General features: G+C 38.0%; 14 protein-coding genes. 12 read left to right on the top strand and 2 right to left on the bottom strand.

The features are described from left to right. Window positions 1-68: 68 nt before the first annotated feature. Window positions 69-1646 (top strand): sulfatase family protein, encoded by a 1578-nt coding sequence (locus tag H6A61_RS09370; protein WP_204393112.1) that lies wholly within the window; start codon window positions 69-71, stop codon window positions 1644-1646. Between the two features lie 147 nt (window positions 1647-1793). On the opposite strand, the gene H6A61_RS09365 is transcribed toward H6A61_RS09370, so the two are convergent. Further along, window positions 1794-3326, bottom strand: a complete 1533-nt coding sequence (locus H6A61_RS09365) for a carbon-nitrogen hydrolase family protein (RefSeq protein WP_204393110.1) — start codon at window positions 3324-3326, stop codon at window positions 1794-1796. A gap of 87 nt (window positions 3327-3413) precedes the next feature. Then, the gene (locus tag H6A61_RS09360; RefSeq protein ID WP_204393108.1) at window positions 3414-4586 is read right to left on the bottom strand and encodes an iron-containing alcohol dehydrogenase; all 1173 of its coding nucleotides are present in this window, start codon (window positions 4584-4586) and stop codon (window positions 3414-3416) included. 166 nt (window positions 4587-4752) lie between these two features. On the opposite strand from H6A61_RS09360, the gene H6A61_RS09355 reads away from it, so the two are divergent. The 11 genes from H6A61_RS09355 to H6A61_RS09305 all read left to right on the top strand — a co-directional run. After that, window positions 4753-6954 (top strand): heavy metal translocating P-type ATPase, encoded by a 2202-nt coding sequence (locus tag H6A61_RS09355; RefSeq protein WP_204393106.1) that lies wholly within the window; start codon window positions 4753-4755, stop codon window positions 6952-6954. A gap of 258 nt (window positions 6955-7212) precedes the next feature. Next, window positions 7213-8535 (top strand): TolC family protein, encoded by a 1323-nt coding sequence (locus H6A61_RS09350; RefSeq protein ID WP_204393104.1) that lies wholly within the window; start codon window positions 7213-7215, stop codon window positions 8533-8535. 105 nt (window positions 8536-8640) lie between these two features. After that, window positions 8641-9732 (top strand): HlyD family secretion protein, encoded by a 1092-nt coding sequence (locus H6A61_RS09345; protein WP_154043326.1) that lies wholly within the window; start codon window positions 8641-8643, stop codon window positions 9730-9732. A 126-nt stretch (window positions 9733-9858) separates the two neighbouring features. Next, complete coding sequence (locus H6A61_RS09340) at window positions 9859-11490, top strand: MFS transporter (protein WP_204393102.1); 1632 nt, start codon at window positions 9859-9861, stop codon at window positions 11488-11490. 152 nt (window positions 11491-11642) lie between these two features. Continuing rightward, window positions 11643-12515 carry a helix-turn-helix domain-containing protein gene (locus H6A61_RS09335; protein WP_204393100.1) on the top strand — a complete coding sequence of 291 codons (873 nt, stop codon included), beginning with the start codon at window positions 11643-11645 and terminating at the stop codon, window positions 12513-12515. Window positions 12516-12561: 46 nt separating this feature from the next. Further along, a complete protein-coding gene (locus H6A61_RS09330; RefSeq protein ID WP_204393098.1) occupies window positions 12562-15144 on the top strand; it encodes a beta-mannosidase in 2583 nt (860 codons plus the stop codon). 143 nt (window positions 15145-15287) lie between these two features. Beyond that, window positions 15288-15881: an RNA polymerase sigma-70 factor gene (locus H6A61_RS09325; protein ID WP_204393096.1), complete on the top strand. Its 594-nt coding sequence runs from the start codon at window positions 15288-15290 to the stop codon at window positions 15879-15881. A 72-nt stretch (window positions 15882-15953) separates the two neighbouring features. Then, the gene (locus H6A61_RS09320) at window positions 15954-16979 is read left to right on the top strand and encodes a FecR family protein (RefSeq protein WP_204393094.1); all 1026 of its coding nucleotides are present in this window, start codon (window positions 15954-15956) and stop codon (window positions 16977-16979) included. A 234-nt stretch (window positions 16980-17213) separates the two neighbouring features. Next, complete coding sequence (locus H6A61_RS09315) at window positions 17214-20738, top strand: TonB-dependent receptor (RefSeq protein ID WP_204393092.1); 3525 nt, start codon at window positions 17214-17216, stop codon at window positions 20736-20738. Window positions 20739-20757: 19 nt separating this feature from the next. Next, window positions 20758-22575 carry a RagB/SusD family nutrient uptake outer membrane protein gene (locus H6A61_RS09310; protein ID WP_204393090.1) on the top strand — a complete coding sequence of 606 codons (1818 nt, stop codon included), beginning with the start codon at window positions 20758-20760 and terminating at the stop codon, window positions 22573-22575. A gap of 92 nt (window positions 22576-22667) precedes the next feature. Continuing rightward, a partial coding sequence (locus tag H6A61_RS09305; protein ID WP_204393088.1) for a heparinase II/III domain-containing protein occupies window positions 22668-24524 on the top strand: 1857 nt, incomplete at its 3' end.

The following is a 24524-nucleotide window of genomic DNA, read 5'->3' as shown; positions in this document are numbered from 1 at the left end:
AAGAAATGCTTCTTTGACTTTTTTTGATATTTTGTACTGAATATATAAATAGTTAGAATTACTTACTTATGAAAATAAACGATAATTTGATTTTGCTGGGACTTATTCCATTGATGTCATCTTGTTCGGAAGCTGACAATAAAGAACAGGAAAAACCCAATATTTTGTTTATTCTTTCTGACGATCATGCCAGGACTGCGATAAGTGCATACGGAGGAATAAATGCAGATATTGTTCCGACTCCGAATATTGATTATATAGCTCAGAATGGTGCCATATTTAATAATATGATGTGCACTAACTCTATTTCAGGTCCAAGTAGGGCATGTATATTGACAGGAAAGTACAGTACAGAAAATGGTTTTTATCAGAATGAAGGTGGCATGGTATTCGATGGTGACCAGCAACAGGTACAAAAAATTCTGAAAGAAAATGGTTATACTACTTCTTTGTTTGGTAAATGGCATTTGTATTCCACACCTCAGGGGTTTGATTATTTCATGATTCATGATAATAAGGGGCAGCAGGGACTTTATTGGAATCCAATATATAATATAAATGGCAAGAAAGAAATAGTTGAAGGATATTGTACAACACTTACAGCTAATGCTGCTTTACATTGGCTAGATAAACAGAGGGACAAGTCTAAGCCTTTTTGCATGATGCTTAATTTTAAGGCCCCGCACAGGTCATGGGAACCGGATTCTTGTTATCTGAATTTGTATGATGAAGTGGAATTTCCATATCCAGATACATTTGATGATGACTATTCTACTCGAGAACAGACCATGGGTAAAAGTATGGCCAAGATTTCTGAACATCTTTCACGTGGCGATTTGAAAATGAAGGTACCTGAGGGGCTTACTGAAGAAGCTGAAGATGAGTGGCTATGGTATGGAGGAAGTGGTGAAAATCAATACTGGACACCTGATCCGAATATGAGTGAAACTGAACTGAAAAAATGGAAATTCCAAAGATACATAAAGGACTATTTCCGATGCATTAAGTCTGTTGATGATCAAGTGGGAAATGTTATATCTTATTTGAGGGAGAATAATCTATTGGATAATACGATCATAATTTATATGGGTGATCAAGGTTTTTATTTGGGTGAAAATGGATTGTATGATAAAAGATGGATGTACGAAACTTCACTTCAAATGCCATGTCTGATTTCATATCCTGCTAAAATTAAAGCTGGTACAAAGATTGACGAGATAACCCTAAATATAGATATGGCTCCGACTCTGCTTGATTTTGCAGGGCTTAGAGTTCCTGAAGATATGCAGGGAGAGAGTTTTAAAGGTTTGTTGCTAGATCATGAGAATAGCGCTAAAAACTGGCGTAAGGCAATGTATTATCAGTATTTTGAGTATCCTAAATGGCACAGAGTTCAGCCTCATTATGGTATCAGGACAGAACGATATAAACTAATACATTTTTATTATGATATTGATGTATGGGAGTTCTATGATTTATTGAAGGATCCGAAAGAGTTGGTAAATTCTTATAATGATTCAGAATATAAAGATATAATTTCAAAACTTCATATACAACTCAATGAAATGGTAAAGAAGTATGATGGACTAAGTATTGAAGAAAGACGAAATCTTACAAAAATAAGAATGAAAAAGTATGAACCTTAATTAATTTGACATAAGGTTTAAATAACAAAAGAAACTTATTGGATATTGTAGAATACTTGGAATTATCCCTTGTCAATGATATGTGAATCTGTTACATGAAATAAGCCAATCAGTCCTTTAAAAAAGGTTGATTGGCTTTTTAAAATTTCATTTCTTAACCTTCACCTCATACAAATCATTTCGTCTGTCTTTCAGGTTTCTTACACTACCGTAGGTGTGTAGCTCATTCAATAGGTCAAGATCTACATCAGATACGAGAATCATTTCTGTGTTCGGAGTAGCCTCGGCACGTTTGCCGTCGGTAGGGAATGTGAAGTCGCAAGGAGTGAATACTCCTGATTGTGCATACTGTATGTCCATGTTATGTACACGTGGCAGGTTACCTACACTTCCCGCTATTACGACGAAACATTCGTTTTCTATTGCTCTGGCATGAGCGCATACTTTAACTCGGCTATATGCGTTCTGTGTGTCGGTCATGAAAGGAACGAATAGAATCTGCATACCCTGATCTGCCATAATACGCGATAGTTCAGGGAATTCCACATCGTAACATATCAGTACACCGATTTTCGCACAGTCGGTTTCAAATGTCTTGATGGAACGTCCTCCGGTAAGTCCCCAGCTCTTTGTCTCATCCGGAGTGACGTGGATTTTTTCGTACATTTCTGTCGTACCGTCACGTCGGCACAGAAAACCTACATTATACAGTCGTCCGTCCTCTTTTATCTGAGGCATACTTCCTGTGATGATATTGATATTATAGCTGATAGCCAGTTTTGTAAAGCGTTCGCGTATTTCGTCGGTATAGGCGGCAAGACCACGTATTGCTTCCGATTCGGCCTCATTGTTGAAATGTGCCATCAATGGGGCGTTGAAGTATTCAGGGAAAAGAATGAAGTCACTCTTGTAGTCGGATACAGCGTCAACAAAGAATTCTACTTGTTCGAACAAATCGTCAAGTGTATTGTATGAACGCATCTGCCATTGCACCAGTCCTACACGCACTGAAGTCTTTGGACTGATATATTCCTGTGTAGGCGGCTGATAATAGATATTGTCCCATTGCAGCAGACATGCATAGTGTCTTGATTCCTCATCGTTTGGAAGATAGTTACGCATAACCTTGCGTACGTGGAAATCGTTTGATAACTGGAATGTCAGTACAGGGTCATAGATTTCTTTTTGTCTTACCTTGTCTATGTATTCCTTAGGACGCATCTTGTCGGCATATTTGTGATAGTTCGGTATTCTACCGCCAAACATGATGGCTTTCAGGTTCAGTTCCTCGCACAATTCCTTGCGATATTCGTACATACGTCGTGCCAGTCGCAGTCCTCTGTATTGCGGATGAATGAACACCTCTATACCGTAAAGGATGTTTCCTTTCGGATTGTGAGTGTTGAATGTCTCCTTACCTGTCACCTGAGCGTAAGTGTGGTCGTTTTTTACGTCGTCATAGTTTACTATTATTGACAGGGCGCAACCCACAATCTTTTCATCTACCACTGTTACTATCTGTCCTTCCGGGAAAATCTTTATAAGTTTTTCTATTTGTTTGTGTGTCCAGAAAACGTCGCTTCCGTCTGAGTAAACACGTGTGAACGATTGTGCCAGCTGGTCATAATCTTCGATTTGTAGATTTCTGATCTGTACTTTGTTGATTTTTAGTGAGTCCATTGTTTTATGTTATGATATATCTTTTCCTCAATAATGAAAATATCTCCAATCCCATAATCGGTATTGGAGATATTGTGAAAGTTTTTTTTATTTGTACGATTTCTTATATATTTCCAGAACTTCCTCGTCTGTAAGTGGGCGGACATCGAAGCGGTAGAATCCTCCGGCTATGTCTCTTGCGTTGGTAACCATGTCAGGCAGATCTTCCGGTTTCATGCCACAGTCGCTAAGCTTCAGGTTGTCCATTCCGCATTCTTTTTTCATCAGAGCAAGTGCTTCTAGGAAGTCGCTCGGTCTGTTACTCTTTTTCTGAGTCATTACTTCCGCCATTTTCATATAGCGTTTCATGCAGTCATTCTTGAATGTCTCGAAATAAGCATCACTCAGTGCGATAAGTCCTGCACCGTGTGGAAGTTCAGGATATTTTGCACTCATGGCATGTTCCAATGCATGTTGCGATACACATCTTGATGTAGCTTCCACCAGTCCGGCTAGAGTGCTACCCCAAGCCACTTTGGCTCTTGCCTTAAGATTGCGTCCGTCTTTTACTGCAACAGGCAGATATTTATAGAGAAGTCTCACGGCTTCCAGTGCATAAAGGTCGCTGATAGGTGTAGCGCAGTTTGCAATAAATCCTTCCGAAGCATGGAAGAAAGCGTCGAATCCCTGATAAGCAGTCAGCTGTGGTGGAACAGAAAGCATCATTTCAGGATCCACTATTGACAGTTTAGGGAAAGTGTATTGACATCCGAAACCTATTTTCTCTGTTTTTTCTGTATTTGTTATTACAGTCCACGGGTCAACCTCTGTACCTGTACCTGCTGTTGTAGGTATGGCAATGACAGGCAATGCACCTTTTACAGGACGTCCTTTACCCGAACCGCTCTGGATGTAATCCCAATAATCGCCATCGTTGCATGCCATTACTGCTATGGCTTTGGCAGAATCGATGGAACTGCCGCCTCCAAGTCCGATAAGCATGTCACATTTCATTTCGCGGCAAATGGCTGCCCCTTCCATCACATGGTCTTTTATAGGGTTAGGAAGTATCTTGTCATATACTATTGAATCCACATCGTTTTCTTTAAGCAGTTCTATAACCTTGTCCAAATAACCGTATTTGCGCATTGATGAACCTGCTGAGATAACAATCATGGCTTTCTTTCCTGGAAGTTGCTCAGTGGCGAGATTCTTTATTTCGCCACATCCGAACATCAGTTTTGTAGGAATGTTCAGACTGAAAACTGGATTAGTATTCATAATGTCTATAGTTTTAAAGTTCGTATTTTCAAAATTAAGCAATTCCGTTGATAATAGGTCATGCTAATAGTTAAAAAATACTATTCATTTCATGACTCTGTCTGTCGTTCTGATAATGTCTTTAAAAATCAATACCTTTGCATCCGTATAAAAAATGATAGAAACAATGAAAACCGTAAAAAAGAGTTTTCCTGTAGTTGGAATGAGTTGTGCAGGATGTTCGGCCCGTGTTGACAAGACATTGAACAAGCAACCCGGAATAATAAGCGCATCTGTTAATCTTGCGGCTGCAATGGCTACTGTGGAGTACAATCCTGACGAATGTACTCCGGAACAATTGAAGGAAGCTGTCCGTAAAATAGGCTTCGACCTTATTATTGAAGAAAAGAAAGAGGTGCAGAAAGAAGCTGAAGAAGCACGCAAGAGTCATTACAAGATATTGAAGATAAAGACTCTTCTGGCCATACTCCTTGCTATTCCTGTATCAGTGATAGCAATGTTCTTTCACGATATGCCATATGCCTCACATATAATGGCAGTACTTTCTGCCGTGGTTGTCTTCGGACTGGGAAATGGATTTTTCGTCAATGCCTTCAAACTTCTCACGAAAGGTGGCGCAAATATGGATACACTCGTAGCATTGAGCACCGGTATATCCTTCCTTTTCAGTCTGTTCAATATGTTCTTTCCGGACTATCTTCTACGTCATGGAATAACCCCTCATGTATATTTCGAAGCGGCATCTATGATAGTAGCCTTTATCCTATTGGGACGTACATTGGAGGATAGGGCAAAGGGAAATACAGCCGAAGCGATAAAGAAACTTATGGGACTTCAGCCTAAAAAGGTGACAGTGATGCGGAACGGTACGGAGATGGAGACAGATATTGACATGCTTATGGTTGGTGATACTGTAGTGGTGAAGCCAGGTGAGCGTATAGCAGTAGATGGTACTGTAGTTTTCGGTTCGTCATACGTTGACGAAAGTATGTTGAACGGAGAACCTGTTGCCGTACTGAAAGAGAAAGGCTCAAAGGTTTATGCCGGAACTATCAACCAGAAGGGAAGTTTCAGATTTTTGGCTGAGAAAGTCGGTAGTGAGACTGTTCTGGCTCAAATTATCAAAATGGTTCAGGATGCTCAGGGAAGCAAGGCGCCCGTCCAGAAACTTGTAGATAAAGTGGCAGGAATATTCGTCCCTATTATTATATCAATAGCTTTACTCTCATTCGTTCTTTGGGTATCTCTGGATTCCGAAAGTGGACTTACCCATGGTTTTCTAGCTGCTGTTACAGTGCTGGTTGTAGCCTGTCCGTGTGCTTTGGGACTTGCCACACCAACGGCCATTATGGTGGGTATAGGAAAGGGAGCCGAGATGGGAATACTGATTAAGGATGCCGACAGTCTGGAGATAGCCCGCAATGTTGATACTGTAGTCCTTGACAAAACAGGAACTATCACCGAAGGCAAACCGGTGGTTACAGACTGGATGTGGGTAAACGGGACAGATGATGCCAAAAGTATATTGTGCGGACTGGAGAAACACTCAGAACACCCGTTGGCTATGGCTGTTGTTCAAAGTATAGGAACAGAGCCGGCTGAAATTACAGGTTTTGAAAGCATAACAGGTCAGGGAGTAAAAGGTATTAGCGACGGGAAAACATATATTGCAGGAAACAGACGTTTGATTTCATCCTGCGGAATTGTTATTCCTTCTGATATGGAAGAAAAAGCATCAACACTTGCCGCGCAGGGTAAGACAGTGATATGGTTTGCCGATAATGAGAAAGTATTGTGCTTGTGTGCCATAACTGACAAGATGAAAGAATCGTCCGCTGAGGCAATATCCAGACTGAAGAGTATGGGTATAAAAGTAGTAATGCTTACCGGAGATGCCGATGCTCCTGCACGTTATATGGCAGGATTGTCGGGAGTGGACGACTATAAGTCGGAAGTCACTCCACAGCAAAAGGCTGAGTTTATCAAAACTCTCCGTTCTCAGGGCAGGGTAGTGGCAATGGCAGGCGACGGTATAAACGACAGTGCCGCCCTTGCTGAGGCTGATTTGAGTATTGCCATGGGTAAAGGTAGCGATATCGCCATGGATGTTGCAAAGGTGACTATCATTTCATCTAATCTGGAGAAGATTGCAGACACTATAAGCCTTTCGCGTCATACTGTGCATACTATCCGCCAGAACCTGTTCTGGGCGTTTATATATAATTTAATAGGTGTCCCTGTAGCGGCAGGTGTCCTATATCCTATAAACGGTTTTCTTCTAAATCCGATGATAGCCAGTGCTGCCATGGCGATGAGCAGTGTAAGTGTTGTTACTAACAGTTTGCGATTGAAAAAAGCTAAATTATAACCATTTTTGACCATTAAAAAAACGTGCGCAAGTTTCAGGTAAAACGTGCGTCCATTTCGGGTCGAACGTGCGTCCGTTTTGAATCGAATGTGCGCACGTTTTTTTTGAGGCTTGATTGAATTGATTTTTAGTGGATATTAAATTCCCATCTGACAGTTCCGTTTTAAAGGGAAAATATGAACAGTCAAAGCGAAAATATCGTAGCGATTATCTGAGCGTAACATCCTAACTTTGCGCCGGATAAACAAGAAAAACGATATGAAAAGACTATTACTCAATTTTGCTTTTGCCTGTTCGCTTTTTCCTCTTGGAGCGCAGCAGGTGTTGACGCTGGAAGAATGTCTGCAGATAGGTATTGAGAATAACCTCACACTGCAGTCCAAGCGCAACGAAATTATCAAAGGAAAGCACAGCATTTCGGAGAACCGTTCCAAGCTTCTACCACAAATCAATGCTGTGGCATCATTCAACGACAATTTTAACCCTCCCGTTTCAGTTACCAACGGCTCGGCATACGGTAATCCTTACAACGTGACAAAGACGTTGCAGTATAACGCATCGGCAGGACTGCAACTTCAGATGCCTCTCTACAACCAGACCATCTATACAGCCATGTCGGTTACCAAGATGATGGACGAAATAAACACCCTGTCTTACGACAAGGCACGCGAGGATCTGATAATGCAAATCACAAAGATGTATTATCTGGGACAGAGTACAGCCGAGCAGATTTCCATAGTGAAAGAAAACATCACCCGTCTGGAAGAACTGAGGGATATTACCACAGCTTTCTTCGACAATGGTATGGCAATGGAAGTGGATGTGAAGCGTGTAAATATCAATCTCGAAAACCTTCAGGTGCAGTATGATAATGCCGTGGCAATGCTCACACAACAAATCAACATGCTGAAATATGTGATAGACTATCCTGCGGAAACAGACATCACACTAACTCCGGTGGATACTGAAAGCATCATTCCTGTAAAAATGAGCGGTCTGTACGAAGGTCAGCCGGAACTGGAATTGCTGAAGAAACAAAGTACGCTGGCTGAGAAACAGAAAAAGATGATTTCGCAGGGATATATTCCTTCGTTGTCGCTTACCGGAAGTTTCATGTATTCTGCATTCACCGATAAGGCGAAGAACTGGTTTCATGACGGACCGTCAAGCAAATGGTATAACTCATCAGGTATAGGCCTGACATTGAGAGTGCCGATATTCGACGGACTTGACAAACGTTCGAAGATAAGAAAGGCGAAACTTGACATTGAAAATGCGAAACTGTCGTATGACAATGCTCTGAAAAGTTTCAGAACACAGTATTTGAACGCCACTAATGATCTTATGAACAGCCGCCGTAATTTCACCAAGCAGAAAGACAACTATCTGTTGGCAGAGGATGTTTACGAAGTGACTTCCGACCGCTATCGTGAAGGAGTGGCGTCAATGACAGAAGTACTTCAGGACGAAATGCGTATGAGTGAGGCACAGAACAACTATGTGACAGCACATTACAACTACCGCGTGAATAATCTTACGATGCTGAAACTTACAGGAAAACTTGAGACATTATTAAAATAATAGTAAACAAGGTTTCAGTTACAAGTTGTTAGAAGGTTCTCTCCTTGTTAACTTGTCAACTCGTTAACTTGTCACCTATATAAATAACTTCAAATAAAAAACGATATGGAAACAAAAGAACTTGATATAAAGAAAAACACACTTGAGCAACAAGCTGCAAAACTAAGAAAACAACGCCGTCGTCAGATGCTGGCAAGTACATTCGGAATTATAATCCTCCTGATAGGGCTTTATCAGATTGGAGTAATGTTCTTCAGCTACAAGTTGAACGAAACAAGTAATGACGCACAGATAGAACAATACATCTCGCCGGTAAACCTCCGTGCTTCGGGATATATAAAGAAGGTGTATTTCACAGAACATCAGACAGTGAAGAAAGGCGACACACTGATGGTTCTCGACGACCGTGAATACCGTATCCGTGTGATGGAAGCGGAGGCTGCACTGAAAGATGCCATGGCAGGAGCATCAGTTATAGGTCAGACACTCCAGACCACAAAGGCTTCCGCTTCGGTTTATGAGGCTTCAATCTCCGAAGTGGAAATCCGTCTGGCTAAACTGGACAAAGATCGCAAACGTTACGAAAACCTTCTTCAGAGAAATGCTGCCACACCTATCCAGCTCGAGCAGATAGAGACAGAATATGAGGCAACTAAGAAAAAACTCGTGGCTTTGAAACGTCAGCAGGAAGCAGCAATGTCTGGAGTGAACGAAGTATCAACCCGTCGTCAGAACATGGAAGCTGCCATACAGCGCGCACAGGCTGCACTCGAAATGGCACGATTGAATCTTTCATACACAGTAGTTACCGCACCATGCGACGGACAGTTGGGACGCCGCGCAATAGAGGAAGGACAGTTCATCTCTGCCGGACAGACCATAACCTATATATTGCCTGATACACAGAAATGGGTGATAGCCAACTATAAGGAAACACAGGTGGAAAACCTTCATATAGGTCAGGAGGTTACACTTACGGTAGATGCTATCAGCGACAAGGAATTCAAAGGAAAGATTACAGCCATATCCGGTGCCACAGGTTCAAAATACTCACTCGTTCCAACCGACAATTCAGCCGGAAACTTTGTGAAGATACGTCAGCGTGTTCCTGTAAGAATAGATTTCGAAGGGCTGAGCAAGGAAGACAATGAACGTCTTGCTGCCGGAATGATGGTTATTGTGAAAGCAAAATTATGATTTTAGTTAACAAGGCTTTAGTTACAAGTTGTTAGAAGGTTCTCCATCCGGACGGAACCGACGGTCAGTAAAGCTAAACCTTGTCAACTCGTCAACTTGTCAACTCGTCTCCTAAAAACTATATATATGCAAAGAAATTATCCATTCTATAATTGGGTTCCCAAACCTGTAGGTATCATCCTGCTGATACTGCTTTTCATCCCGATACTGACTGTGGGCGGAGTATATACAGCCAATAGTGGTGAGATGACAAGCGGACTGGGAATCCAGTCGGAACATATCCAGTTCGTAGGGTTCGTCACTTCAATAGGTATGGCAGCCTTCGCTCCATTCTTCTATCAGCTGGTATGTATCCGCCGTGAGAAGATGATGTGCGTGGTGGGTTTCTCGCTTTTGTACATCCTCAGTTATGTGTGTGCTGTCACCGACAGTATCTTCCTTCTCGCATTGTGTAGCCTTATTATGGGCTTCCTCCGTATGGTGCTCATGATGGTGAACCTCTTTACTCTGATAAAATATGCCTTCGGAATGGAGGCTACAAGAAATATCACTCCCGGAATGGAACCGACCACGGAAGAAGGCTGGGATGCCCTTGACGCAGAGAAAAGCAAGAGTATGCCTATTATCTACCTCTTCTTCATGATACTCGGACAGATAGGAACATCGCTCACAGCATGGCTGGCATACGAATATCAGTGGCAGGACGTGTATTACTACATGATGGGGATGACGCTTGCAGCCATACTTATTATAATGGTGACAATGCCTTATCATAGCTATAACAGCCGACGCTTCCCTATCAATTTCCGCAAGTTCGGAAGTGTAGCAGTGTTCAGCGCTATGATGACGTGTATAGTCTATGTATTGGTTTACGGCAAGACTCTCGACTGGTATTCCGATCCTACAATAGTCCGTTCCACTGTGCTTGCCGTGGTGTTCGGTGCAGCCTTCTTCTATATGGAATCTTCCGGACGTTCGCCGTATTTCATGATGGAAGTGTTCCGTTTGCGTACTATCAATATGGGTATAGTACTTTTTCTTCTGCTGATGATATTCAACACCAGTTCCATGTTTGTCAATGTCTTCACCGGAGTAGGCATGAAGATTGACAACTGGCAGAACGCTGCTCTAGGCAACTGGAGCATATTGGGATATTTTATTGGAGCGGTGATAGCCATAGTATTGGGTTCAAAAGGAGTGAAACTGAAATACCTTTTCGGTATGGGATTTCTTCTGATAGGAATGTCGGCACTGTTCATGTATTTCGAAGTACAGACAGCAGGACTATATGAGAGGATGAAATATCCGGTGATAATCCGTTCCACAGGGATGATGCTGTTATATTCTCTTGCCGCTGTACATGCCAATCAGCGTATGCCATACAAATATATGTCCACTTGGATTTGCATAATGCTTTCTGTACGTATGATTCTTGGACCATGTATTGGTACTTCACTTTATACCAACGTGCTTCAGCATCGCCAGCAACATTACATCACACGTTTCGCACATGACGTAGATAGGGTAGAAGCACAGAATGCAGCTTCTTACGACCAGACAGTGCGAGGAATGCTCTATCAGGGTAAGAGTGAAACCGAAGCAGAGAACATGGCTGCCATATCAACAAAGGGTAAGGTACAGGTTCAGGCTACACTCTCGGCTGTGAAGGAAATGTCCGGCTGGACATTCTATGGATGTATGATTTCTATGCTTTTCGTTCTTGTTTATCCATATCGCAAGAGGAAATTATCGGCTTAGCGTGAATTTTTTCCGCTAAGTCCGGTAATTTTACTAACTTAGCCGTTGTTTAGATACAAGGCTTCAGTTGACAAGTTAATACAAAGGTTTTTATATATGAAAGGAAACCTTGTCAACTCGTAACTGATACCTTGTCAACTAATAAAAGGCTTATGATAAACAGTTCTGAAAGATTAATAAAGCTGGAAGAAAAAATATCCGGTCAGTCTGATGTATGTTCATCGGGCGGACCGGTTTTTGATTTTCCGGAAAGTATGAAAAAGGGATTCGTCAATTTCGGTATAGGTCTGATTGTATGCCATACCGGTAAGTTTGATTTCAATCTTTCCGGTAAATGTTATGCGGCACAAACAGGTGAGACCGTTTTCATCCATGAAGGTTCTTTTTTTCGAATAACCGGTCAGTCTGAAAATCTGGAAATAAGTATCATTATATATAAGGTGTCGCCAATACGTGATGTTCTCGGGAATATGGTTTATTCCGTGCACCTCTACTCGCAGATGTCGCCGGAAACACATTGTGTATGGAATACCGGCGATGAAGATGATGTGGCAGGATATATATCACTCATCGGAACAGAACAGCCGGAACAGGATGACTTTTTCCCTGTTTACGAAAAGCGCCTTCTTTTATTGTCTCTTACATATCGTCTTTGTTCCGTATTTCAGAAGAGATTCCTTTCCGGAAATTCTGTAGGAGCAAGACGTACGGAAATATTTCTCCGTCTCATCCAACTTATCGACCGTTATTTCATGTCAGAACGCGGAGTTGAGTTCTATGCCGACAAACTGTTTCTTTCTCCGAAGTATCTTTCCGGACTTTCGAAAGCCGTCTGTGGATATACAGTTCAGGAATTGGTATTCAAAGCTATAATCCGTAAATCGATGGCAATGCTTGACAGTACGAACAAAACAGTGCAGGAAATATCCGATGAGTTTAATTTCCCTAATCCTTCCAGTTTCGGAACATTCTTCAAGAAGCAGGTAGGGATGTCTCCTCAGAAGTATAGGGAGAGGGGAGGGTAAACTCTTGTTATAATTTTAAATTTTTCATTCATTAAAATATAATACTATGGGATTTCTAAAAAATAATCTAGTTGCAGCTTTAATACTTCAGGCTGTCGTTTCAGGTAATAATCTGTATGCCGATGTTTATCGACAGAATATTAATGAAGGCTGGAAATTCAGACAGGCAAGACTGAATAACTGGTACGATGCCACTGTGCCAGGAGTTGTTCATACCGATTTGATGGACAATGCAATAATAGACGATCCTTTTTTCAGATTGAATGAAAGGGCTGTCCAATGGGTGGATAAGGAAGACTGGATATACGAAACTGTTATTATCGGAGAAGATAAGGTCTTGAACTCATCAAATCAGTGTCTTGTGTTTAAAGGCCTTGACACATACGCCGATGTATATCTAAACGACTCATTGATTCTTAAAGCCGACAATATGTTCAGGGAATGGAGCGTCGATGTAAAAGGAATACTGAAGAAAGGCGACAATAAATTAAGAGTCTATTTCCATTCACCTATAAAAATAGATATGCCAAAATGGGAAGCTCTTCCTTATCAGTTGGAGTCCGGAAATGACCAGTCTGAAAACGGAGGCCTGCTGGACAGAAAAATCGGTATCTTTGCCCGTAAGGCAGGCTATCATTACGGTTGGGACTGGGGGCCACGATTGGTTACTTCTGGTATATGGAGACCTATTTATCTTGAAGCATGGAATGATGTAAGGATAGAAAACGTACAGCTTATACAGAATAAAGTAAATTCAGGTTCTGCCAGACTCTCTTCAGTAGTAGAAATTATTTCCGATGATGATGCTTCCGGAGCTGTTGTATCTGTAAAAGCCGACGGGAAGGTGGTATCCCAGAAAAAGGTTGACCTTGTAAAGGGTATGAATAAGGTCACTTTGGATTACACCATAAAGAATCCAAAACTTTGGTGGACAAACGGATTGGGTGATCCGTACTTGTATGATTTTACCACTACAGTGGCAATGAGTGACGGAACTAAGGATTCGGTTGATGATAGAATAGGTATCAGATCATTGAGAGTGGTGGAAGATAAAGATGAGGCCGGAACAACTCTATACTTTGAGCTAAATGGAAAGCCGGTCTTTATGAAAGGTGCTAATTATATTCCTAGTGATAACTTCCTTCCAAGAGTGACTGATGAAAAGTACGAACGTACAATATTGGATGCCAAGAATGCTAATATGAACATGCTTCGTATTTGGGGAGGAGGTATCTATGAAAATGATATCTTCTATGATTTATGCGACGAACACGGTATTCTGGTTTGGCAGGACTTTATGTTTGCCTGCTCGCTATATCCTGGTGATGACGCTTTTATGGAAAATGTACGTCAGGAGGCTATAGATAACGTTCGTCGTTTGAGAAATCATCCATGTATTGCCCTGTGGTGCGGTAACAATGAAAATCTGGATGCATGGTTCGGATGGGGTTGGAAGCGTAAATACGAGGCTATGGGCAATGGATATGCCGACAGGTTATGGAACGATTTCTACAAACTTTATTTTAAGCTTCTTCCTGAAGTTGTAGAAGAGTATGGAAGCGGAACAGGATACAGAGGCTCATCGCCAATGGCTTATCCTGAAGGAAAATCGGACGGAGTGAACGGTGATTCTCATTACTGGGGAGTATGGCATGGAAATCATCCTATATCACAATATAATACAGAGCGCAGCCGTTTCTTCTCTGAATACGGATTCCAGTCGTTCCCTGAATATGAATCAGTGAAGCTTTATGCTCCTGAAAAGCGAGACCATGATATTAATTCGGAAGTAATGATGTCGCATCAGCGCGGTGGTTCATTTGCCAACAACCGTATAAAGGAATATATGCTCAAGAGCTATAATGAACCAAAGGATTTTGAACACTTCCTGTATGTAGGTATGATTCTTCAGGGCGATGCCATAAAGACAGCAATGGAAGCACACCGTAGGGATATGCCTTACTGCATGGGTTCTTTGTTCTGGCAGCACAATGACTGTTGGCCTGTAGCTTCATGGGCAAGCCGTGACTATTATGGACGCTGGAAAGCTCAGCATTATTTTGCAAAGAAAGCTTACGATATGATACTTGTTTCTCCAGTTGTTTTGAATGAAAAACTTACAGTTCATCTTGTATCTGATTATCTGAAAGCAGTAAGCGGAAAATTCTCTCTCAAGGTGATGGATATGAAAGGCAATGTGGTTTATGATAAGTCAATGTCATTGAAAACTCCTGTAAACGGTTCGGAACTTGTGTTTGAATCTGCAATAAATGATGTATTGGGAGGCAAGTCAAAGAACGATGTGATAATTTATACAGAATTCAAGACTAAAGATAAAACTTATACCAATGTAGCTTATGCAGCCGAACAGAAAGATATGAATTATGAGAAAGCTAATATTTCTTGGAATGCAAAGAAGGCAGAAGGCGGATATGATGTTACTTTGAAATCAGATGTCTTTGCCCGTGGAGTATTCATGTCACTGTCCGGAATAGACAATTTCTTCGAAGATAACTATTTTGACTTGCTACCAGGAAAAGAAGTAACTGTTAATGTTAAGACAGATTTGTCTCTGTCTGTATTCAAGGATCAGTTAAAGGTTATTTCTTTGGTAGACAGTTATAATTAATTCAAAAAACATATAGATATATATTGATTTTAAAATTAGGATGTGCTATTTGTGCACATCCTAATTTTTTTATATTTTTTTCTTTTGATGGTTAATGGTAAAACATTTTTTGTACATTTGTCTGATTAAAAATTTTTAATATTATGGAAGAACTGATTTTGGAAAGACTTAGACAAGGAGATGAAAAGGCGTTCAAACATATATTTGACAGCTATTATACACTCCTATGTCGCTTTGCAAATCAGATATTAAATGATACTTCTTTGGCCGAAGAGATAGTGGATGATGCCATTTTCTATCTTTGGGAACACCGTGCGGATATTGAAATCACACATACTATCCGCGCATATTTGATGAGATCTGTACGCAACCGTTGTCTTAACGAACTGAATTCATTGTCACACCGTACAGAACACAGCTTTTCCACCTATCTCTCTGATGATAATTTGGAATTTCTCGATACACTTTTTGCCGATGAAAATCATCCTTTGGGAACCCTGATAGAACAGGAATTGGAAGAAGAGTTGATGCATTGTATCAATTCATTGCCCGATGAATGTCGTAAAGTTTTCAAGAAAAGCCGTTTTGAACAAAAAAAATATGAAGAAATCGCTAAAGAATTGAATATCTCTGTCAATACGGTTAAATATCACATTAAGAACGCATTAGCATATCTTAATACTCATCTTGCGGAATATCTGAAACTCATTCTGATATATATTTTTATAGAAAAATGAAAAAAAGTTCATTTTTCCACTACCCTATAAATCTATTATTTTGTCTAACCTATAAAGCCACCAATAAAATATATGGAAAGAAAAGAAATACATAAAGAAGAAATAGATAATCTGATATCTATGTATCTTACAGGAAATATAGATACTCAGTCTTTGAAGACTCTTGTTGCCTGGAGTAAGGAGTCGTCAGAGAACAGTCTTTATGTAAGAAACAAGATAGAAATATGGTTTTCATCAGGAGTGGCAGGCAGTATGACTTCTTTCGATAAGGAAAAAGCTTTCGAAAGATTTAAGAACCGCATTGAAAAAGCTACTATAGCAGAAGAACAGAAGCAACGTTTTACAAAATCGCGCAGCTTGAAGATCTTCTATCGTGTGGCAGCAGCAATACTTATTATATTACTTCCACTTGCCGGTTATTGGGGTGGTATGGAAACTGTCAAGAGCGGATTTTCTGATATAGTGGTAGAAGCGCCAATGGGGGCACGTACCAAACTTTATCTTCCTGACGGTACATTGGTTTGGCTTAACGCCGGTTCAAAAATTACCTACTCACAGGGGTTTGGTGTTGATAATAGAGATCTGACTCTTGAAGGAGAAGGTTATTTTGAGGTTAAGAGGAATGAAGAAGTACCATTTGAAATAAGTACAAAAGAATTGGATTTGACAGTTTTGGGTACTAAATTTAATTTCAGAAATTATGAAGATGATGAAGAAGTCGTAGTAAACCTTCTTGAAGGAAAGGTGAAGTTGAGAAATGAGTTGGTTGCTTCTGCAGATGTATATATGTCGCCTAATGAGAAAGTAATTCTTTCTAAAGAAACAGGCCGTATGGTAAAAACCAAGATAAATACATCCAATTCCAATTTATGGACAAAAGATGAGTTGTATTTTGATGAACTGTTATTGGAAGATATAGCCAAACAATTATCCAGAAGTTTTAATGTAAAAATAGAAGTTGCCGATTCGTTGAAAAACCAACGTTTTTATGGTAGTTTCAGGATTGTAGGCAATTCAATTGAGAAAATATTGGAAACAATATCATCAACTAACAGAATGAAATATAAATACGAAAACAATAGGTATGTAGTATATTGATATTTGGAGAATTATTAACTTTATGTATAACCTAAAAATATTATAGCCTATGACGACATCTACCAGTTAACAAATTTGGGTGTCTGTAAAAAATAAAGGAGAATGCGGCCACATCCTCCTCAATAAAATCAGATACCTTATGAAAGACACCATCAATTATAGATTGCAAATCTAGCAATTCTATATTATTTTCAGAAATAAATTATAGAAGTTTAAATCAAAAACCATTTAATTATGAGATATTTCAGTAAGGCTATGTTAGTAGCCTCGGCAGCGCTTTGCCTAAATTTATCTGCATATTCTCAAGATATTTCACTGAAAATCAATAATGTAACAGTGAAAGAGGCAATGGAGCGCGTAAAGAAAGACACAGGATATTCATTTGTATTTTCATCGAAAGATGTAAATACCAGTAAGCGTGTATCGGTATCAGTCAGTGATGCATCAATTGAGGAAGTAATAAAACAGATATTAAAGGGACAACAAGGTCTTGACTATGAAATTCAGGGTAAAAAGATTGTTTTAAGGAAAGCACAGCCGGTGGTTAAACAGGTAAAAAGTGAGGATAATAAAGTAATTGGAAAAATAACCGATAATAACGGAGAACCAATTATTGGAGCAACTATATTAGAGAAAGGAACTACCAATGGTACGGTAAGTGATTTTGATGGAAATTTCTCTTTGAATGTATCACGTAATGGGGAACTTGAAATTTCGTATGTTGGTTACCAGACACAAACCATTAAGGCTACTTCTGGTAAGCTTTTATCTGTTAAAATGAAAGAAGATTCAGAATTACTTGAGGAAGTTGTTGTAGTTGGATACGGTGTACAAAAGAAAGTAAATCTTACTGGTGCAGTATCGTCTATAGATTATGCCTCACAAGTAGATAAGCGACCTATTATTAATGTTGGTACATCACTAGCAGGTATGTCTGCTGGCCTTCAGGTTACTCAAGGATCAGGACGACCGGGTGATGATAATGCTACTATTCGTGTACGCGGTAATACGTCATTGAATTCCAACGCTCCTTTGGTTATTGTTGATGGTATGGAATGTGATTTAGGCTCTTTAAATCCTAATGATATAGCTTCTATTTCTGTATTAAAAGATGCAGGATCAACAGCTATTTATGGATCTCGTGCAGCTAATGGTGTAATACTTGTAACAACAAAAAATGGTTCAGAGGAAAAAACTACGGTAAATTATAGCTTTTCAGGTATAGTTCAGAAGGCATATACTAATATTGAAACTGTAAATGATTATTCAAGATATATGTCACTTGTAAATGAGGCTTGTGATAATATAGGAACAAATAGAATATTTTCTGATTATAATATAGAAAAATGGGCTGAAGCAGCGCAAAATCCTTATGGATTAGCGGATAATGGATTACCGAATTATATGGTGTACCCTAACACCAATTGGTTTGATGAATTATTTTCTACTGGATTCTCACAAGAGCATAATTTGTCTATTTCTGGAGGAAGTAAAAAAGTAAGATATTTAGTGTCTGCTGGATATTTAGATAATAGAGGAGTGATTTCTGCTTATGGTGTTAATTCAGGAATTAAAAAAATGAATTTTCGCGCAAATGTTGAGGCTGATCCTTTCAATTGGCTAAAAGTGGGAACACGTATTTTTGGACAATATAAGGATAAAGGAATGGCTAATATTGACAATGCTTTTAAATATTTATATATTACAACTCCTGGAATATTTGTTGGAGAACCTGATAAATGGGGGATGATAGCTAATGAAGCTGAAGAGTCTATTGGTGCCAATAATATTATGCGTTCTATGTATGGTTCTGATGGTTATGATAAGAATTATAATATAAATGGAACATTTTATGGCGCTATAACTCCATTTAAGGGATTGTCAATTGAAGCTAAAGCAAATATGGTAGCTGGTTTTGGTTATAAATCTAGTTATGGTCGTCCTAATGGTGATTGGAACTATAATACAAATGAGGCTCATTCTACTACTTCTTTGGAAAATGCTAAAATTACAAATTCTACTAATAAATCATTAACAGTAAATACTGAACTGTTGGCTAGATATAATACTGATTTTAATAATTCAGATCATGATTTAGGAATTTTGTTTGGATATACAACAACTCATTATGAGTCAAGTAATTTTAATGTGCAGAAACAAGGAGCAACAGATTGGACTCTTAATGAATTGTCAACTTATGAGTTGTTGATAAATTCTGGAAGCGGTTTTGGTGAGTGGGCTTTACGTTCTTATTTTGGTCGTGCTAATTATGTATTTAAGGACCGTTATTTATTTGAGGCAAATTTGAGAATAGATGGTTCTTCTAGGTTTGCAAAAGAAAGCAGATATGGTTATTTCCCATCATTATCTGCTGGTTGGAGAATTTCTGAAGAGAAATTTATGAAAAAGTTTAGTAATTTGTCCAATTTAAAGATTCGTGCTTCGTGGGGACAAATGGGTAATAATGCTTCTGGAAATTATGATTGGCAGGCTCTTTATTCTCCTGTGAATGTTGTAATTGGAGGTAATCCAGTTAAAGGTATAGCACAAACAACGTTGTCGAATTCATTGCTTCAATGGGAAAGAACAACTACTACAAATTTAGGTATAGATTTTGGATTATGGGGAAATAAATTATCTGGATCATTAGATGTTTATAATAAATATACTGATGGTATTTTGTATAAGCCTTCTTTATATTTAACTATGGGTACTATTGGAGCATCTACTCAGAATTTAGCAGAGATAAGAAATAGAGGAATTGAGTTTAGTTTAACATATAATGATAAAATTGGTGAAGATTTTTCTTTCTCTGTTACAACTAATTGGGGTTTCAATAAAAATAAGGTAATGAAATTTAAGGGAAAATTAGAGGAATATTGGACATATGATAAAGATGGTAATAAGGATCAATATTTTACAAATAAAGGTGAAGTAACACAGGGGGGATTTGGTGGTCTTATTTGTGAAGGCCATGAATTAGGAGAGACTTCAATGAGATTTCCGTACAATGGTACAGGTGCAGGATATTCAGGAGAAGGAACTGTTGATCCTAATGCTGGTCCAAAGGATGGAATGATAAGAACTGAAGCTGATATGGAATGGGTTAAAGCAATGATGGATGCTGGTTATAAATTTAATGGCAAGAATTCAGTTGGTAAAGATAAACTATGGTATGGAGATTTAATTTACCAAGATATAAACGGTGATGGTAATTATGGAGATGGAAATGATTTTGCTTTTACTGGTCATTCAAATATTCCTGCTGTAAATGCTGGACTGAATGCTTCATTTGAATGGAAAGGTATAGACTTTTCTATGTTATGGGTTGCTGCATTAGGTTTTCATTTAAATTGGAATAATGTATGGAACAGATCTATAGCTTCACATGGTCAGGCTTTGGCACTTCATGTAGCCGATGATCATTATTTCTATGATCCAGATAAACCAGATGATCCTAGAACGAATATTAATGGTAAATATCCAAGATATACTTTTGGTACGGGTTATGATAATACAATTACAAGTACCTGGTATGAGTATCGTGGAGATTATTTAAAATTGAAAAATATTCAATTGGGTTATTCATTACCTAAAAGGTATATAAATAAAATTCTTTTGAGTAAACTTCGTTTGTTCGTTTCAATGGATAATATTCTTACAATAACAAATTATCCAGGACAAGATCCTGAAGCTGGTGTTGATATTAAATATCCTTTGATGACTCAAGTTACTTTTGGCCTGCAGGCGTCATTTTAATTAAACTAGGAGGTTATATATGAAAAAATATTTATTAATGGCTACAATTTATTGTAGTGTGTTTAGTTCGTGTGTAGATTTGGACTTAAATCCTCATAATCAAATTTCTAGTGGAACGATGTGGACTTCACCTGATTTAGCCCAAAGAGGTATGAATGGTTTGATGGATGAATTCTATTGTAGGGATTTAGGCAATACGCAGCTTGGGCGTCAAGAATCTGGCTTAAATAGACAAGGGATAGAATCTTTGAGCTTTCAAACAGCTTATTATTCAAATAGTAGTCCTTCAACTTTGTTGACTAATGCAACTAAGGGTGCTAATGATTTTCAAATTAAAAGGGAATGGCAGTTCTGCTATACCATAATTCATGCATGTAATGATGCTATAGCAAATCTTCATAAAGCAGGTTTAGACAAGAATACGCTTGAAAGATATTATTGTGAGGCTCGTTTTTTGAGAGCATGGTCATATCATCGTCTAAATATGTTGTATCAAGGAGTTCCAGTTTATTTAGAGCCTATATCTAATGCAGAGTGTACAAAAGGACAATCTTCAGCAGAAGAGGTGTGGAACTATGTCTTAGATGATCTGAAGTTTTGTATTGAAAATGAGAATTTCCCAGATAATACATTAAAAGAAAATTATGGTCATCCGTCAAAAGGTGCTGCTTATGCTTTAAGAGGAATGGTTTATATGTGGAAAAAAATGTATTCCGAAGCAGTTAAAGACTTTAATAAAGTGAAAGATTGTGGTTATAGTTTATATCAAGGAAAGTATATAGATCTTTTCACGAAAAAAAATGAAAAAAATCCAGAAATGATCTTTACCGTTCAGTTTGATGCTGAGACTGGATTTTGTGATAATATTGTACATATGGTAGGTGCTCGTGATAATTATGATAGTTGGACTGAGATAAAACCTTCTGTTGATTTTGTTGACTATTATCAAAATAGTGATGGTAGTAAATTTAATTGGGAGGAAGTTCCAGGGTTAGAAGATTGGAATAAACTAACAGTAAAACAGAGGGAGGTTTTCTTCTGTAGAAATGGGCTGGAAACTTTGGATCCTAAATGGAAAAAAGCAGTAATAAATAGAATTGGACAGGATGTATATGATAAGTATTATTTGAATGATGGTAATGAAGAGCGTATTAAAAAAGCATATGATAATAGAGATCCACGCTTGAAACAGACTATTGCAACTCCTTATGAACCAATAGATTGTTATAGACCTAACTATAATAATAATAATGTTCAGAAAGGTAAAGAGCTAAGATGGCCTGCTATTTCTCAAGGTGGTGATGGAGGTGATTTGTGGCTTGACAAGAGAACATCTGCTTTTTATATGTATAAAAAGTATAATGAGTTTGAAAAGGGAGCAATAGTAGACAGAGATCATTGTGAAACAGATTGGCCTTTAATTAGATATACTGATGTATTATTACAATTGGCAGAGGCATTAACAGAGTTGAATGATATTGATGGCGCTATAAATTTGGTAAATCAAGTTCGTAGTCGTGCTAATATGCCATCTTTGACTAATGGAGGTTCTGGACCTAATGGAGTTAATGGTAAGGATGATATGCTTGAAAGGATACGTTATGAGAAAAGGGTAGAATTTCCTGTTGAGGCTATTAATTTCTTTGATGAAATAAGATGGGGTACGTTAAAAGAATCAAAATTTCAAGGAAAGAATGAGAATGGAGGTAAATCTTGGTGGGGTGATATCGTTCAAGAACGTTGGTATTATGAGGATTATATGTGGCCTTGGTCCGCTCCTTTGACTGAAATTCAAAAGAATCCAAATCTTACAAGAAGAGAAGGGTGGGCTTATTAAATTTTATAATAAAACAAAGGCTATAAATAATTTATTTGTAGCCTTTGTTTTATTATAGGACTTTTTAATTGTTTTTTTATAGTAATATGTATATGAAGGTTTTTAATTTTTTTCTTTTTTTCTTTATAATTTTAAGTATGTCATGTAATGATGATACGTTTAATAATAATGGTGATAAACAGGATATAGATACAGTTAAAATAGTCTCACATCCAAGAATATTGTTAAAAGAAGGGGAAGAGAAAAATATAAAGCAATTAATAAATAATTCTGAAGAATTTAATAATGTACATCAATATATATTGAATTCATCAGATAAAATATTAGATTTAGAGCCTGTAGAGAGAGTTTTGGAAGGTAAAAGGCTTTTAGCGGTTTCTAGGGAAGCATTGAGACGTATTTATTTTTTGTCATATACGTATAGGATGACAGAAGATAAAAAATATGCCGAACGTGCAAAAAAAGAGTTATTGTCTGTATGTAATTTTAAAGATTGGAATCCTCAACATTTTTTGGATATTGCGGAAATGATAACTGGAGTTGCAATCGGATATGATTGGTTATATGATTATTTACCAGATGAAATAAGAAAAAAAATTAGAAACGCTATAATAGAAAAAGGTATATTACCAGCAAGAAATACAAAGAATAGTTGGTTTTATAATTCAGAATCAAATTGGAACCAATTTTGTAATTCTGGATTAATAATAGGTGCCTTGGCTATTTATGAGGATCAACCGCAAATGGCCCAGGAAACAATAAATAAAAGTTTGGAATCTATTAATAATTATGGAATGAAAGTCTTTGAACCAGATGGAGCCTATCCTGAAGGATATACTTATTGGGGTGGTGGAACTGGTTTCCAAGTAACTATGATAGAGGCGCTTCTAACTGCTTTATCTAATGACTATGGAATGTGTAATAATATTAATTTTATGCATTCACCCTATTTTATGTTACTTATGATGACTCCTACAGGATTTTGTTATAATTATGGAGATTCTGGAACGGGGGTTAATTTAGAGTCTGCAATGTTTTGGTTTGCTTCCAAATTAAAAGATGAATCATTATTATTTCATGAATATTCTCATTTGCTGAATCTGGACAAATATTTGAAAAATGATGTAGATAGATTATTGCCAAATGTGTTGATTCTTTCAAAAAATATAGATCTAAATAATATGTCTAGTCCTAAACGTAATTATTGGATTAGTGAAGGGGTTAAACCTATTTATATATATAGGGGTGGATGGAATAGTAAAGATGATGTTTATTTGGGAATTGTAGGCGGTGCTGCAAATGTTTCACATGGACATATGGATGCAGGATCATTTTTATTTGAGAAAAATCAGGTTAGGTGGGCTCATGAATTAGGGCTTCAATCATATTCAACTCTAGAGAGCAAAGGTGTTGATTTGTGGAATTATTCACAAACAGGGCAGCGTTGGGATGTATTTCGTTTAGGGAATAGAGGACATTCTACTTTAATAATAAATGATGACAAGCCAAATGTAAATGGAGCTCCCCAAATAATTCAGACATTCGAGACAGCAGAAGAAAAAGGTGCAAAATTAGATTTGTCTTCTCTTTTCTCAAATAACTTAAATAAAGCTATTAGAAAAATAATTTTAAATCGTAATAACGACTTAATTGTTATTGATAGTGTCTTAACAAATAGCAAGCATGCAAAAATAAGATGGCAAATGGTTTCTCAAACAGATGCTAGGATTGATGGAAACGGTATAGTATTGTTTAAAAATGGTCATGAAATGTCTTTAACAGTTAATATCACTCCTAAAGTAGATTATAAGTTAATGATTTGGGGAAATAATAAAACAGATACTAATGAATTGCATGATTATGATCAAGATAATCCTGGAACTTGTAGAGTTGGATTTGAAATAGATGAAGCTGCAATTAATACAAATTATGAATTTAAAGTTTTATTG

The sequence above is a fragment of the Bacteroides caecigallinarum genome, assembly GCF_016901995.1.
In the GTDB taxonomy this organism is placed as follows: domain Bacteria; phylum Bacteroidota; class Bacteroidia; order Bacteroidales; family Bacteroidaceae; genus Phocaeicola; species Phocaeicola cellulolyticus.
This window is presented reverse-complemented; position numbering and strand designations above follow the sequence as displayed.